This is a genomic window from Tenacibaculum sp. IMCC1 (assembly GCF_054906355.1).
Genome location: NZ_CM142818.1, coordinates 1,721,220 through 1,734,690, shown reverse-complemented (window position 1 = coordinate 1,734,690; position 13,471 = coordinate 1,721,220). Strand labels below are relative to the sequence as shown.

The window sequence follows — 13,471 nt, the reverse complement described above, 5'->3', positions numbered from 1 at the left end:
TGGATTGAAAATAACAGGAGAAATAGCAGTAGTTTGGTTTAAAAGAGATCTTCGGTTGCAGGATAACGAGGCTGTTTTTAATGCAATAACTTCAGGTAAGAAAATATTATTTGTTTATATTTTTGAAGAAAGTATTATACAAGACGAACATTATTCTAAAAGACATTGGGATTTTGTTAAAGAATCTATACGAGATATAAACCAAGAGTTGTTGCTGTATAATACACAGGTTTTAACAGTAAACTCAGAGGTACTTTCTTTTTTTAGGTATTTAATGTCGGTGTCAAATGTTACTAATGTCTACTCTCATATAGAAACAGGTATTCTTGCAACTTATAATAGAGATAAAACCTTTAAAAGGTTTTGTAAGAATAATGTAATAGAATGGAAAGAAAATATTCATAATGGAGTATTTAGGGGGCGAGAAAACAGAGAAGGTTGGAAAGAGGATTGGGAAAACTACATGAAATCAAGTCAGATAATATTTGATTCAACAAATGTTTCTTTTGTAACAATAACAGAAATAAAAGAAATAGCAAAAAACTTGACAATTGTAAATTTAGATACAGAAGAAGAAAAGCTATTTCAAAAAGGAGGACGAGCTACGGCTCTTAAGTATTTACATAGTTTTTTTAACAAAAGGTATGAGTGGTATGCAAAAAATATTTCAAAGCCAACAGAAGCAAGAGAGAGCTGCAGCAGGCTGTCACCTTATATTGCTTGGGGGAATATCTCAGTAAGAGAGGTATATCAGTTAGCAATAAGTATTCGTTCTAGTTCAAGAAATAAAAGAGCAATAGATGCTTTCATTTCAAGACTTAAATGGCAGGCACATTTCATCCAGAAATTCGAAATGGAATGTATAATGGAGCAAGAAAGTATCAATAAAGGGTTTCATAAGTTAAAGAAAAATATTACTAAAAAATACATATATGCATGGAGAAACGGAAAAACAGGTATTCCATTTATTGATGCGTGTATGCGTTGTTTAATTCATACAGGATATTTGAATTTTAGAATGCGAGCTATGTTAGTGTCTTTTTTTACACACAATCTTTGGCAACCATGGCAAGAAGCATCAAAATATTTATCAAAATTGTTTTTAGATTTTGAACCAGGAATTCACTTTCCTCAGTTGCAAATGCAGGCAGGAGAAACTGGAATTAATACGATTAGAATTTATAACCCAGTAAAAAATGGTTTAGAGCACGATCCTGAAGCAGTTTTTATTTCAAAATGGATACCAGAACTTAAAGAATTACCATTAGCGTTTAAGCACGAACCATACAAAATGACAGCTTTAGAACAAAAAATGTATGGGTTTACTCTTGGTAATGATTACCCAAAACCAATAGTAGATATAGGTGTAACTAGAAAAAATGCCTCAGATACTATTTGGAAAATGCGTAAAGATCCAGAGGTGATAAAAGAAAGCTATAGAATTTTAAACAAACATGTAGTTAAATAAAAAAATGTTGTTTGATATAACATACAATAATAAAGAAAGTGTATTAAAAATCAATAAATTAGTAGGAGAACCTATGTCTTTTTTACAATCTTTAAAAATTAAAGGAGTTGGTTCAAGTAGAATGATTGTTGAAGGAGTAAGTGAAAGCTTTAAAAGTATTTTAACAACAATTAGCGATTTAAATTATGGAAGTATAGAAATACGTCCTAAAGGAATTATAGTTTACATAACTAATAAATTACAACGCTTTTGCTGGGTAATACCTTTTTATAAAATAGTGGTTTTTAATCATGAATTCTTTAGTATTCATTCCGATAACCACTTTATTAGGTTTAGAAAAGATAATAAATATAATCAGAATAAAAAATTTATAAAAAAAATGATGGATTTGAAAATGACATCAACACAAAGTTATTTTTTATGACATTAAGAGAGATAGATAGAGTTATTGAAATGGCTTGGGAAGATCGAACAACTTTTGACGCTATAAAACTTCAATTTGACTTAAAAGAACAAGAAGTAATTAATTTAATGCGAAGAGAATTAAAACCATCAAGTTTTAAATTATGGAGGAAAAGAGTACAGGGTAAAAGAACAAAACATCAAGCAAAAAGAATATTTAATAAAGGAAGGTTTAAATGTACCAGACAAAGAAGTATAAGTAATAATAAAATAGCAAAACGATAAATGAAGCAAGCAAAAGTGGCTATTACGAGAAAAGAACATTTTAATGCAGCCCACAGGTTGCATAATACGAAATGGTCTGAAGCAAAAAACAAAGAAGTTTTTGGCAAATGTAATAATCCAAATTTTCATGGCCATAATTATGAGTTAGAAGTAACTATTGTAGGAGAAGTAGATGAAAACACAGGATATGTAATTGATACAAAAGTTTTATCTAACCATATACAAAAAGAAATAATAGATTGTTTAGATCATAAAAACTTAAATAAAGAAGTAGAAGAATTTAAAACACTCAATCCAACAGTAGAAAATATAGCAATTGTAATTTATAACAAACTAAGGTTAGTGATAAATAATCATTTAGAAATTAAAATAAAACTTTATGAAACACCTAGAAACTTTGTTGAATACCCCTGTTAGCGATAATATAAAGAACTTATCGGTTGAAGAAATTGGAGATGATCATATTTATACAGGAATTGAAACGCCTATGGTAGAAGATGCTTTTTTAATTTCTGATGAGGAAAAAAAAGAAAAAATAGCACAATTATTTTCAGAAATAATGCAAACTATTGGGCTTGATTTAAATAATGACTCTCTTAAAGGTACTCCACAAAGAGTAGCTAAAATGTATATAGATGAAATTTTTTCAGGTTTAAATCCAGCCAATAAGCCTAAAATAGCATTGTTTGAAAATAGGTACCAATATAACCAAATGTTGGTAGAAAAAGACATACAGTTTTATTCTAATTGCGAACATCATTTTGTACCAATAATAGGAAAAGCACATGTGGCTTATGTTTCATCAGGAAAAGTTATAGGCTTATCAAAATTAAACAGAATTGTTCAGTTTTATGCTAAAAGACCCCAAGTACAAGAACGCTTAACTAATCAAATAGCCAGAGATTTACAAGAGATATTACAAACAGAAGACGTAGCTGTAATTATAGATGCAAAGCATTTATGTGTTTCTTCTAGAGGAGTTAAAGATGATTCGTCATCAACAGTTACCTGTTTTTATGGAGGCATTTTTAATACCTCAGAAAAAATTGTTGAACTTCAAAATTATTTAAAATGAGTACAATAAACTTACTTCAAGAAGCTTTAGAATTTGAGAAAAATTACAAATCTTTTAAAACAAGAAATGAAAAAATTTTAGCATCAAGGAAAGCGAAAGAAATTATTTTATCAATTAATGAAGTGTATAAAAAGAGTAAAGATAAAAAGTTGATGGATGTTATGAAACGCATAACAACTGTTAAACAAAAAGTAGAAAAACGATTAAAAGGACGATTATGAAAACAATTGTTGTAGTTGGTGGTAGTAGTGGTATTGGTAAGGCGATAATAACCAAATTAAAACACACACATAAAATAATTAACATTAGTAGAACAGCACCGTCTAATATTGAAAATATAAAACATTATGCATGTGATGTTACCAAAGACGAACTTCCAGAATTAGAAAAAGTTCATGGATTAGTTTATTGTCCCGGAAGCATTAATCTAAAATCCTTTTCAAGATTAAAATTAGAAGACTTTCAATCTGATTTAGATATTAACGTTCTTGGAGCAATTAAAACGCTAAAATCTTATGAAAGTTTGCTAACTCAAGACAATGGAAGTGTAGTGTTATTTAGTACGGTAGCGTCATTTTTAGGAATGCCTTATCATGCAAGCATAGCAACTAGTAAATCAGCAGTAGAAGGGTTAACCAAATCGTTGGCAGCAGAATACGCTACGAAAGTTAGATTCAATGCAATTGCTCCTACGGTTACTGATACACCTTTAGCAGCTCGCTTATTACGAAATGAAAAACAACAAGAGAGTATGCAGAACAGACACCCATTAAAAAAATACCTAAAAGCAGAAGAAGTAGCTAGTTTAGCTACCTATTTATTGTCTGACGAAGCATCAGCAATTACTGGACAAGTAATTCCTGTAGATGCAGGAATTGTAAGTATAAAAATTTAAAAAGTAAATAATGAAACGGCTTTTAATTTTAAGTTTTCTTATGTGTTTAAATGATGAAATTATAATTTTTGATAAAGATAATAACACCCAAAATTGGTATGTTGTTAATGATACTGTGATGGGAGGAATTTCTACATCAGCTGTAAAAATTAATGATAAGGGAAACTTAATCTTTTCGGGGAAAGTATCTACTGAAAATAATGGTGGATTTTCGATGACGAGAATGCCAATAGCCATAGGTTTAAACAAACAACATTCAAAAATTGTATTAAAAGTAAAAGGAGATGGTAAACAATATCAACTACGATTAAAATCAAATGAGTCTCAACGTTACTCATACGTACAAGTATTTAGAACAAATACACAAGAACAAGAAATTACATTACCATTAACAGGATTTTATCCTACCTTTAGGGGTAGAAAGTTAAATTTTGGTAATTTCTCTGATAACCAAATAGAAGAGGTAGCAATTTTAATAGGAAATAAAAAAGACGAAGATTTTTCGTTAGAAATCATAAAAATAGTAATTCAATAAAATGAACACAGTAAAAATATTCTTAATCATGGCACTATTTAGTTTATCAGGTAAAGCGCAAACAGTAACTCCTAAAGAATCGTTATACGACATAAATATTGAAGGTATTAATGGAGAAAACTTAGACCTCAACAAGTTTAAAGGGAAAAAAATATTATTTGTAAATGTAGCATCGAAATGTGGTTTTACCAATCAGTATGAAGGTTTGCAAGAACTGTATTCAAAACACAAAGATAAATTAGTAATCATAGGATTACCTTGTAATCAATTTGGAGGCCAAGAACCAGGAACAATAAAAGAAATTCAATCGTTTTGTAGTGTAACCTATGGAGTAGATTTTCCTATGACAGAAAAAATTGAAGTTAAAGGAGAAAATCAACACCCGTTATATCAATGGTTAACACAAAAAGATAAAAATGGAAAAATGAGTTCTTCAGTAAAATGGAATTTTCAAAAATACTTGGTAGATGAAGAAGGAAAGTTAATTGATGTTTTTTACTCAATAACCAAACCAATGAGTAAGAAAATTACCAAATTAATATAAAAATGAAGAAAAAACCAGATAATGTAGTTTTTAATGAGGAAACAAATGAATATGATGCGTATTTAAAACCATATGCAACTAATTTTACAGCACCAGTTATTAAAGAAAGTAATTCAATAAGCTGGAAAAAACAAAACATTTACCAGGCAAATACTCAATTTTTAGCGTCTTTTGAAGAAATAAAACAACAATACAACAATCTTGTAAAAGAGTATCAATATAATGAGCTTATTTATAGTGCTAAGTTTAACTTTGAGCCAATTGTAGGTAAGGTCTATCATTTGTATAGAAAAGAAAAAAACACGTTATTTTTATCAATATTAAGCCCCAATGAATGTGGTTTCAATTTTGTTGGTAGTTTTCAACTTAACTCAGACAAAGTCTGGAAAAAAGTAAAATAAATAATGGTACTATTTAAAAAGCATTCGGGTATTTATACCTTATCTACTGAACAAATATTAAACGTTCGGTTAGAAAAAGCATGGGAATTTTTCAGTGCTCCAGGAAATTTGCAAAAAATAACCCCTTCACATATGGGGTTTCAAATTACTTCAGAGGTTGATAAAAAAGCCTATGCAGGACAAATAATTACCTACAAAGTAGGAATTTTACCAGGTATTAAGTCTAGTTGGGTTACCGAAATTACACAAGTAAAAGAACAACAATTTTTTATAGATGAACAGCGATTTGGTCCTTATAGCATGTGGCATCACGAGCACTGGTTTGAAGAGTTGCCAAATGGAAAAACGTTAATGAAAGACAAAATTTCATACAAGATACCTTTTGGTTTTTTAGGACATATCGCTCAATCAATCTTTATAAAAAGGCAGTTAAAAGAAATTTTTGAACATCGCTATAGTACGTTAGAAAAATTATTTAATGGAAGATAAAGTATCTATTTTTTGGTTTCGTCGAGACTTACGTTTAGAAGATAATAAAGGTTTGTATGAAGCGCTACAATCAGGTAATAAAGTAGTTCCGTTATTTATTTTTGATGAAGATATTTTAGGAAGCCTTCCTAAAAATGATGCTCGAGTAACTTTTATTTACGAAACCTTGCAAAACTTAGATGAAGAGCTGAAAAAGCATCAGTCTTCTCTGGTAGTTAAAAAAGGAAAACCATTAGCAATTTGGAAAAAACTAACTGAAGAATTTATAATTGAAGCAGTTTACACAAATAAAGATTACGAACCTTACGCGACTAAAAGAGATAAGGAAGTAGAAGACTTTTTAGTATCAAAAGGAATAATATTTAATGCTTTTAAAGATCAAGTAATTTTTGAAGAAAACGAAGTTGTAAAGAACGATGGAACTCCGTATACAGTTTTCACACCTTATAAAAACAAGTGGTTACAAAACTTCTCAGAAAAGAAAGATACGCAAGACTTTACGATAGACTTTGCTAATTTTTATCAGTTTTTATCTGAATTTCCATCATTAGCTTTCATAGGTTTTGAAGAAAGTACGATTAAAGTAAAACCATACAACCTATCTAATTTGGATTCGTATGATGAGGTGAGAGACTTTCCCTCGCAAGATAAAACGTCGTATTTATCACCTTATTTACGTTTTGGATTGGTTAGTACACGAAAAATGATTCGTTTTGCTTTAAAAACCAATCAAACTTTTTTAAGTGAACTGATTTGGCGTGAGTTTTTTATGCAGATTTTATATCACTTTCCAAAAGTAATTACCCAGAACTTCAAACAAAAGTACGATGCAGTTCCTTGGAGAAACAATGAAGAAGAGTTTAAAAAATGGTGTGAAGGTAAAACAGGGTATCCCATGGTAGATGCAGGAATGAGAGAGTTAAATGAAACAGGATACATGCACAACAGAGTACGAATGATTACTGCTGGGTTTTTATGCAAACATTTATTAATAGATTGGCGTTGGGGAGAAGCATATTTTGCAGAAAAGCTGTTGGATTATGACCTGTCAGCAAATAACGGAAATTGGCAATGGGCAGCAGGTACGGGTTGCGATGCAGCTCCGTATTTTAGAGTGTTTAACCCAGAATCACAGTTAAAAAAGTTTGATAAAGATTTACAATATGTTAGAAAATGGGTAAAAGACTTTGATGAATTAACTTACCCACAACCTATGGTAGAGCACAAGTTTGCGAGAGAACGAGCGATCAATACCTATAAAAAAGCACTACAATAAAAAAAGGTTCAGAATTTTCTGAACCTTTTTAGTATATATTAAGCAATATAGTCTTTTGCTCTCTCTAATGCTTTTGGAATTCCTCCAGGGTTTTTACCACCAGCGGTTGCGAAGAAATTTTGTCCACCACCACCACCGTGGATTAGTTTTCCTAACTCTCTAACAACCTTTCCAGCATCATAGCCTTTTTCATTAGCCAAATCTTTAGAAATATAACACGTTAACATTGCTTTTTTAGCAGAAGGAGCGGTAGCAAATACCACAAATAAATTGTTAACTTCTCCTCCTAACTCAAATAATAAGTTTTTAATGCTGTTAGGATCTAAATCTACTTTAGTTGCTAAAAACTGAACTCCATTTACCTCTTGTAATTGGTTTTTAAGTTCGCCTTTCATGTTTTTAGCTTTATCTTTTAATAGTTGCTCAACTTGCTTTTTTAAAGCAGCATTTTCATCTTGTAAACTACTTACCGATTTAGCAACATCTTTAGGGTTTTTCAATAATTGTTTTACAGCATCGTAGTTACGCTCAACATCTTCAAAATAATCACCAACAGCAACATTGGTAATTGCTTCAATTCTTCTAATTCCAGCAGCAACAGCACCTTCCGATTTTATTTTGAAATACCAAATATCACCAGTTTGTTGTACGTGCGTACCTCCACATAATTCCATAGATTGTCCAAAACGGATGGTACGAACACTATCTCCATACTTTTCTCCAAATAAAGCAACAGCACCTTCATCAATAGCTTGTTGCATTGGTATATTTCTTTGCTCTTGTAATGGAAGATTTTCACGAATACGAGCGTTTACAAACTCTTCAACAGCTTCTAGTTGATCATTGTCTACTTTAGAGAAGTGAGAAAAGTCAAAACGTAAATAATCAGGACTCACCAATGAACCTTTTTGTTCTACATGGTCTCCTAAAATAGTACGTAACGCTTGGTGTAATAAGTGAGTAGCTGAGTGATTACTAGCCGCTAAACTTCTATGTTCTTTATTTACAACAGCTTTAAAAGTTTCGTGTAAGTTTTTAGGTAAATTCTTAGTAAAATGAATGATAACATTGTTCTCTTTTTTGGTATCAAGCACATAAATAATATCACCATTAGGAGATTCAATATATCCTTTGTCACCAACCTGTCCACCACCTTCTGGATAAAAAGGAGTCATGTTGAATACCAGTTGATATTGGTCTCCGCCTTTTTTGGTACTAACTTTTCTGTAGCGAGTTAGTTTTACATTAGTGGTTAATATGTCGTAACCGATAAACTCTTCAACATCATCATCTAATAAAGTAACCCAATCACCCGTTTCACTAGCAGAAGCTGCACGAGAACGCTCTTTTTGAGCTTTCATACCAGCATTAAATTCCTCTTCATTAATTTCATACCCCTTTTCACGAGCGATTAACTGCGTTAAATCAAGAGGGAATCCGTAAGTATCATATAATTCAAAAGCACGTTTACCAGATACAGTTTTACCATTAGTAGTTGCAATAACTTGATCTAATAATAATAATCCTTGGTCTAGTGTACGTAAGAAAGAAGTTTCTTCTTCTTTAATTACATTGTGTACCAAAGTATTTTGTTTTCTAATTTCAGGGAATGCACTTCCCATTTGATGTGCTAAGGTTTCTACTAACTTATAAATAAAAGGCTCTTTTTGGTTTAAGAAAGTAAATCCGTAACGAATAGCACGACGTAAAATTCTACGTATTACATAACCTGCACCGTTATTACTAGGTAACTGACCATCTGCAATCGCAAAAGCAACAGCACGAACGTGATCAGCAACTACACGAATAGCAATATCAATTTTTTCATCTTTTCCGTACTTAGTACCAGTAATTGTTTCTATCTCACGAATTAAAGGAGTAAATACATCAGTATCGTAGTTAGATTGAACACCTTGTAATACCATACATAAACGTTCAAATCCCATACCAGTATCGATATGTTTCGCTGGAAGTTCTACTAGAGAACCATCAGCTTTACGATTGTATTGCATGAATACCAAGTTCCAGATTTCAACAACCTGAGGATGATCTTCGTTTACTAACGATTTTCCATCAACCTTAGCTTTTTCTTCAGCAGAACGAATATCAACATGAATCTCAGAACACGGACCACAAGGACCTTGTTCACCCATTTCCCAGAAGTTATCTTTTTTGTTACCCATTAAGATGCGATCTTCAGCAATGTATTGTTTCCAAATATCGTATGCTTCTTGATCCATTTTTGTACCGTCCTTTTCATCACCTTCAAAAACAGTTACGTACAAAATGTCTTTATCTACTTTGTAAACTTCAGTTAATAATTCCCAAGCCCAAGCAATAGCTTCTTTCTTAAAATAATCACCAAAACTCCAGTTACCTAGCATCTCAAACATGGTGTGGTGGTAAGTATCGTAACCAACCTCTTCTAAATCGTTGTGTTTACCAGAAACACGTAAACATTTTTGGCTATCAGAAACTCTACCATTTTTAGGAGTTGAGTTTCCTAAGAAAAACTCTTTAAATGGCACCATACCAGCGTTGGTAAACATTAAAGTAGGATCGTTCTTTAACACCATAGGTGCTGAAGGAACTATTTCGTGTTGTTTTGATTTAAAAAAATCTAAAAATTTAGCTCTAATATCTTGAGATTTCATACAACTCTGGGTATCTGTGTTTTGTTAAAATATATTTAAAAAACCTCTTGTAAAAAGAAGTTTTAAAAGATTTTGTAAATTTGTGAGTTTTCAAATTGTACATCCCCTTAGGATGCTTCATTTAAAAAGCACAAAAATAGTACATTTAGCATTATGGCAAAAGTAAAATATTATTATGACCCAGACACTTTATCATATAGAAAGATAGAGGTTAAAAGAAGTGAAAAATATAAGAAAACTATCTTGGGACTACTTAGTTTTTTATTAATTGCTTTTTTCGGTTTTATAGGTTTTAGCCAGTTTTTAATGTCTCCAAAAGAGCGTGCTCAAAAGAGAGAATTGGAAAACTTAAAATTACATTACGAGTTGCTTTCTAAAAAAATGGAAGAAAGTGCTCAAATCTTAACCGATTTACAAGAAAGAGATAACAATATTTACAGAACATACTTTGAGGCAAGTCCAATACCAGAAGAGCAACGAAAAGCAGGTTTTGGTGGTGTAAATAGGTATAAACACTTAGATGGTTTTGATAATAGCTCAATGGTAAAAAAGGTAACAAAAGAGTTAGATATTTTATCAAAGCAAATGGTAGTACAATCAAAATCGTTAGATGAAATTGTAGAATTGGCTAAAGAAAAAGAAAAAATGTTGGCTTCAATACCTGCTATTCAGCCAGTAAAAAATCAAGATTTAAAAAGAATGGCATCAGGTTATGGTATGCGTTTGCACCCTATATTAAAGTCGTGGCGTATGCATAATGGAATGGATTTTACAGCACCTACGGGTACACCAATTTTTGCATCAGGAAACGGTATTGTAAAAAAAGCACATAGAAGCTCTACTTTTGGTAAAGTAGTTTACATAAACCATGGATATGGTTACGAAACTGTTTATGCTCACATGAGTAAAATACTTGCCAAGAAAGGACAAAAAGTAAAACGTGGTGATTTAATAGGGTATGTAGGAAATACAGGACGTTCTGCAGCACCACATTTACACTACGAAGTACATAAAAATGGTAGACCTGTAAATCCTATTTACTATTATTACGGAGATTTAACTCCAGAAGAATTTGTAGCCATGCAAAAAGCTTCGCAACAAAAAGGTCAGTCGTATGACTAAACACGTAACAAGCTGTGAAAAATGTATGTAGACTTACCCGATAAACGATATTATAAAATAGGAGAAGTTGCTAAAGCTTTTGGGGTGAATAGTTCACTTATACGATTTTGGGATAAAGAGTTTGAAATCATCAATCCTAAAAAAAATGCCAAAGGCGATCGATTGTTTACACAAGAAGACGTAAAAAACTTTAAAATTATTTACAACCTTGTAAAAGAAAGAGGTTTTACCTTAGATGGCGCAAAACAAAAACTAAAGAAAAACCCAGAGGGAGTCTTAAATAATCAGGAAATTATTAGTAGATTAGAAACTGTAAAAGCAGAATTAATTAAAATTAAAAATCAATTATAATTACAAAAAATCAAAAATTATGAAAAAATGGTTAGTGCCTTTAATTATTATAGGAGTTCTAGTATTTGGAATTTATTCATGGGCAAAAGGATTTTATAATACAGCCGTAACATACCAAGAAGATGCTAAAACTACATGGTCTAATGTAGAGAGCTCTTACCAACGAAGAAACGACTTAATTGGTAACTTAGTAAAGACTGTACAAGGAGCAGCCGATTTTGAAAAAAGCACATTAACAGAGGTAATTAACGCAAGAGCAAAAGCAACTTCAGTAAATATTAATGCAGGAGATTTAACGCCAGAAAAAATGGCACAGTTTCAACAAGCACAAACAGGGTTGAGTGGAGCTTTATCTAAGTTATTAGTGTCTGTAGAACGTTATCCAGATATCAAAGCAAACAAAAACTTCTTAGAATTACAAAGCCAGTTAGAAGGAACAGAAAACAGAATTAATGTAGCACGTGATCGTTATAACGAAAGCGTTAATAAATATAACAAGCATATTAAAATGTTTCCTGGTAACTTGCTAGCGGGGATGTTTAACTTAACTGAAATGGCACGTTACAAGGCTGATGCAGGTTCAGAAAAAGCTGTAGATGTAGATTTTAAATTCTAACAATATGTCTAACGTAGAAGATTTTCTTACTGCCAAAGAAGAAGAGGAAATCGTTCAGGCTATTCGACAAGCAGAGCGAAATACTTCTGGTGAAATTCGTGTACATATAGAGAGAACTACGGAAGGTTCTCACTACGACCGAGCACTAGAAGTATTTCAAATGCTAAAAATGTTTAATACCCAACAACGAAATGGTGTGTTATTGTACATCGCTGTTGACGATCATAAATTTGTAATTTTTGGCGATGAAGGTATTAACAACGTAGTTCCTGATAACTTTTGGGAAACAACCAAAGAAGCCATCCAAAACCAATTTAAACAAGGAAACTTTAAACAAGGAATTATAGATGGTGTGCTAAAAGCAGGAAAAGAATTACAAGCTCACTTTCCATGGACTACAGATGATGAAGATGAGCTAAGCAACGAAATATCAAAAGGCTAAAACCTTCATAGAAGGAAGAAATATGATAAAAAATATAACGTCATTATATAAAAGAACAAACAAGTTACAGAAGGTAAAAGTTGTTCTTTTTTTTATTGCATTTTTATGCGGACACACTCTTTTCTCACAAGGATTTGAAATCCCTGAGACACCTAAAGAGCAAACAAGTGTTTACGATTATATCAATCTTTTATCACCCAATCAAAAGAAAAGTTTAGAAAATAAGCTGATTAGGTATGCTGATACCACTTCAACCCAAGTAGTGGTAGCAATTATAAGCTCAACCCAAGGAGAAGAAATAGGCTATTTAGCTACCAATTGGGCGCATGAATGGGGAATAGGAGGAAGCAAAGAGCAGGATAACGGAGTGTTCATGTTACTGGCAAAAGACGATCGCAAAATAACCATCCGAACAGGTTATGGAACCGAACATTTATTAACAGATTATGTTTCTCGACAAATTATAGAGTACGACATTATTCCTTACTTTAAACAAGGTGACTATTACGCTGGGTTAAACAGTGGTGTAGATGCTGTTTTTAAAGTAATGAGTGGTGAATACAAAGGCTCTAGAAAACAATCTAAAAAAACAGACTTTAGCTTTATTATCTTTATCATCATTCTGGTAGTATTCTTTATCATTATTTCAAGCGGAAGTAGAGGAAACCGTGGAGGAGGAAGAGGTTATAGAAAATCGGATGTAGCAAGAGGTATTTTAGAAACCATTATTTTAAGCAACGCAGGAAGAGGTGGTTTTGGCGGAGGAAGCTTCGGTGGAGGATCGTCAGGAGGCTTTGGTGGCGGAGGTGGCTTCGGCGGAGGTTTCGGAGGCGGAGGCTTTGGTGGTGGTGGAGCCACAGGAGGCTGGTAGTAACTTCATTTATTTGGTAAAGGTTAGTTAACGTTAAAGCAACGT

The 13,471-nt window shown here is 32.1% G+C and carries 18 protein-coding genes; 17 read left to right on the top strand and 1 reads right to left on the bottom strand.

What is annotated here, in order from left to right:
• Positions 1-4: 4 nt before the first annotated feature.
• The 12 genes from ACXIHB_RS08075 to ACXIHB_RS08020 are packed head-to-tail and all read left to right on the top strand — an operon-like array spanning position 5 to position 7,370.
• Positions 5-1,468, top strand: coding sequence for a cryptochrome/deoxyribodipyrimidine photo-lyase family protein (locus ACXIHB_RS08075; protein WP_462098025.1), 1,464 nt, complete (start codon positions 5-7; stop codon positions 1,466-1,468).
• Between the two features lie 4 nt (positions 1,469-1,472).
• Entirely contained in the window at positions 1,473-1,892 is a 420-nt protein-coding gene (locus ACXIHB_RS08070) for a hypothetical protein (protein WP_159614248.1), read from the top strand.
• Positions 1,889-2,155, top strand: coding sequence for a TIGR03643 family protein (locus tag ACXIHB_RS08065; RefSeq protein ID WP_159614246.1), 267 nt, complete (start codon positions 1,889-1,891; stop codon positions 2,153-2,155). The genes ACXIHB_RS08070 and ACXIHB_RS08065 overlap by 4 nt, the downstream gene beginning before the upstream one ends.
• Positions 2,156-2,572, top strand: coding sequence for a 6-pyruvoyl trahydropterin synthase family protein (locus ACXIHB_RS08060; protein WP_047790029.1), 417 nt, complete (start codon positions 2,156-2,158; stop codon positions 2,570-2,572).
• Positions 2,535-3,230, top strand: a complete 696-nt coding sequence (gene folE / locus ACXIHB_RS08055) for a GTP cyclohydrolase I FolE (protein ID WP_047790030.1) — start codon at positions 2,535-2,537, stop codon at positions 3,228-3,230. Before ACXIHB_RS08060 ends, folE begins: the two co-directional genes overlap by 38 nt.
• A gap of 5 nt (positions 3,231-3,235) precedes the next feature.
• The gene (locus ACXIHB_RS08050) at positions 3,236-3,451 is read left to right on the top strand and encodes a hypothetical protein (protein WP_047790054.1); all 216 of its coding nucleotides are present in this window, start codon (positions 3,236-3,238) and stop codon (positions 3,449-3,451) included.
• Positions 3,448-4,125: an SDR family NAD(P)-dependent oxidoreductase gene (locus ACXIHB_RS08045; protein WP_462098024.1), complete on the top strand. Its 678-nt coding sequence runs from the start codon at positions 3,448-3,450 to the stop codon at positions 4,123-4,125. Before ACXIHB_RS08050 ends, ACXIHB_RS08045 begins: the two co-directional genes overlap by 4 nt.
• A 10-nt stretch (positions 4,126-4,135) precedes the next feature.
• A complete protein-coding gene (locus tag ACXIHB_RS08040) occupies positions 4,136-4,660 on the top strand; it encodes a CIA30 family protein (protein WP_462098023.1) in 525 nt (174 codons plus the stop codon).
• A gap of 1 nt (position 4,661) precedes the next feature.
• On the top strand, positions 4,662-5,204 hold the full coding sequence (locus tag ACXIHB_RS08035) for a glutathione peroxidase (RefSeq protein ID WP_047790032.1): 543 nt from the start codon (positions 4,662-4,664) through the stop codon (positions 5,202-5,204).
• Positions 5,205-5,206: 2 nt separating this feature from the next.
• A complete protein-coding gene (locus tag ACXIHB_RS08030; RefSeq protein WP_159614242.1) occupies positions 5,207-5,605 on the top strand; it encodes a DUF2452 domain-containing protein in 399 nt (132 codons plus the stop codon).
• A 3-nt stretch (positions 5,606-5,608) separates the two neighbouring features.
• A complete protein-coding gene (locus tag ACXIHB_RS08025) occupies positions 5,609-6,094 on the top strand; it encodes an SRPBCC family protein (RefSeq protein ID WP_047790034.1) in 486 nt (161 codons plus the stop codon).
• A complete protein-coding gene (locus ACXIHB_RS08020) occupies positions 6,084-7,370 on the top strand; it encodes a cryptochrome/photolyase family protein (RefSeq protein ID WP_462098022.1) in 1,287 nt (428 codons plus the stop codon). Before ACXIHB_RS08025 ends, ACXIHB_RS08020 begins: the two co-directional genes overlap by 11 nt.
• Before the next feature lie 38 nt (positions 7,371-7,408).
• On the opposite strand, the gene alaS is transcribed toward ACXIHB_RS08020, so the two are convergent.
• Positions 7,409-10,024: an alanine--tRNA ligase gene (alaS, locus tag ACXIHB_RS08015; RefSeq protein ID WP_462098021.1), complete on the bottom strand. Its 2,616-nt coding sequence runs from the start codon at positions 10,022-10,024 to the stop codon at positions 7,409-7,411.
• 153 nt (positions 10,025-10,177) lie between these two features.
• Here alaS and ACXIHB_RS08010 point away from each other — a divergent pair, with 153 nt between their 5' ends.
• From ACXIHB_RS08010 to ACXIHB_RS07990, 5 genes are read left to right on the top strand one after another with little or no spacing between them, the layout of a single operon-like run.
• Complete coding sequence (locus tag ACXIHB_RS08010; protein WP_047790037.1) at positions 10,178-11,146, top strand: M23 family metallopeptidase; 969 nt, start codon at positions 10,178-10,180, stop codon at positions 11,144-11,146.
• 21 nt (positions 11,147-11,167) lie between these two features.
• Positions 11,168-11,497 carry a MerR family transcriptional regulator gene (locus ACXIHB_RS08005; RefSeq protein WP_047790038.1) on the top strand — a complete coding sequence of 110 codons (330 nt, stop codon included), beginning with the start codon at positions 11,168-11,170 and terminating at the stop codon, positions 11,495-11,497.
• Positions 11,498-11,516: 19 nt separating this feature from the next.
• On the top strand, positions 11,517-12,113 hold the full coding sequence (locus tag ACXIHB_RS08000; RefSeq protein ID WP_462098020.1) for a LemA family protein: 597 nt from the start codon (positions 11,517-11,519) through the stop codon (positions 12,111-12,113).
• Between the two features lie 4 nt (positions 12,114-12,117).
• Positions 12,118-12,555 carry a TPM domain-containing protein gene (locus ACXIHB_RS07995; RefSeq protein ID WP_073182014.1) on the top strand — a complete coding sequence of 146 codons (438 nt, stop codon included), beginning with the start codon at positions 12,118-12,120 and terminating at the stop codon, positions 12,553-12,555.
• A 22-nt stretch (positions 12,556-12,577) separates the two neighbouring features.
• Positions 12,578-13,426 carry a TPM domain-containing protein gene (locus ACXIHB_RS07990; RefSeq protein WP_462098019.1) on the top strand — a complete coding sequence of 283 codons (849 nt, stop codon included), beginning with the start codon at positions 12,578-12,580 and terminating at the stop codon, positions 13,424-13,426.
• The last annotated feature ends 45 nt before the right edge of the window (positions 13,427-13,471 follow it).

Excerpts from the sequence above, each read along its gene's own strand:
- ACXIHB_RS08070 (WP_159614248.1), top strand. The coding sequence starts at position 1,473 with ATGTTGTTTGATATAACATACAATAATAAAGAAAGTGTATTAAAAATC.
- ACXIHB_RS08065 (WP_159614246.1), top strand. The coding sequence starts at position 1,889 with ATGACATTAAGAGAGATAGATAGAGTTATTGAAATGGCTTGGGAAGAT.
- ACXIHB_RS08060 (WP_047790029.1), top strand. The coding sequence starts at position 2,156 with ATGAAGCAAGCAAAAGTGGCTATTACGAGAAAAGAACATTTTAATGCA.
- folE (WP_047790030.1), top strand. The coding sequence starts at position 2,535 with ATGAAACACCTAGAAACTTTGTTGAATACCCCTGTTAGCGATAATATA.
- ACXIHB_RS08045 (WP_462098024.1), top strand. The coding sequence starts at position 3,448 with ATGAAAACAATTGTTGTAGTTGGTGGTAGTAGTGGTATTGGTAAGGCG.
- ACXIHB_RS08040 (WP_462098023.1), top strand. The coding sequence starts at position 4,136 with ATGAAACGGCTTTTAATTTTAAGTTTTCTTATGTGTTTAAATGATGAA.
- ACXIHB_RS08035 (WP_047790032.1), top strand. The coding sequence starts at position 4,662 with ATGAACACAGTAAAAATATTCTTAATCATGGCACTATTTAGTTTATCA.
- ACXIHB_RS08030 (WP_159614242.1), top strand. The coding sequence starts at position 5,207 with ATGAAGAAAAAACCAGATAATGTAGTTTTTAATGAGGAAACAAATGAA.
- ACXIHB_RS08025 (WP_047790034.1), top strand. The coding sequence starts at position 5,609 with ATGGTACTATTTAAAAAGCATTCGGGTATTTATACCTTATCTACTGAA.
- ACXIHB_RS08020 (WP_462098022.1), top strand. The coding sequence starts at position 6,084 with ATGGAAGATAAAGTATCTATTTTTTGGTTTCGTCGAGACTTACGTTTA.
- alaS (WP_462098021.1), bottom strand. The coding sequence starts at position 10,024 with ATGAAATCTCAAGATATTAGAGCTAAATTTTTAGATTTTTTTAAATCA.
- ACXIHB_RS08010 (WP_047790037.1), top strand. The coding sequence starts at position 10,178 with ATGGCAAAAGTAAAATATTATTATGACCCAGACACTTTATCATATAGA.
- ACXIHB_RS08005 (WP_047790038.1), top strand. The coding sequence starts at position 11,168 with ATGTATGTAGACTTACCCGATAAACGATATTATAAAATAGGAGAAGTT.
- ACXIHB_RS08000 (WP_462098020.1), top strand. The coding sequence starts at position 11,517 with ATGAAAAAATGGTTAGTGCCTTTAATTATTATAGGAGTTCTAGTATTT.
- ACXIHB_RS07995 (WP_073182014.1), top strand. The coding sequence starts at position 12,118 with ATGTCTAACGTAGAAGATTTTCTTACTGCCAAAGAAGAAGAGGAAATC.
- ACXIHB_RS07990 (WP_462098019.1), top strand. The coding sequence starts at position 12,578 with ATGATAAAAAATATAACGTCATTATATAAAAGAACAAACAAGTTACAG.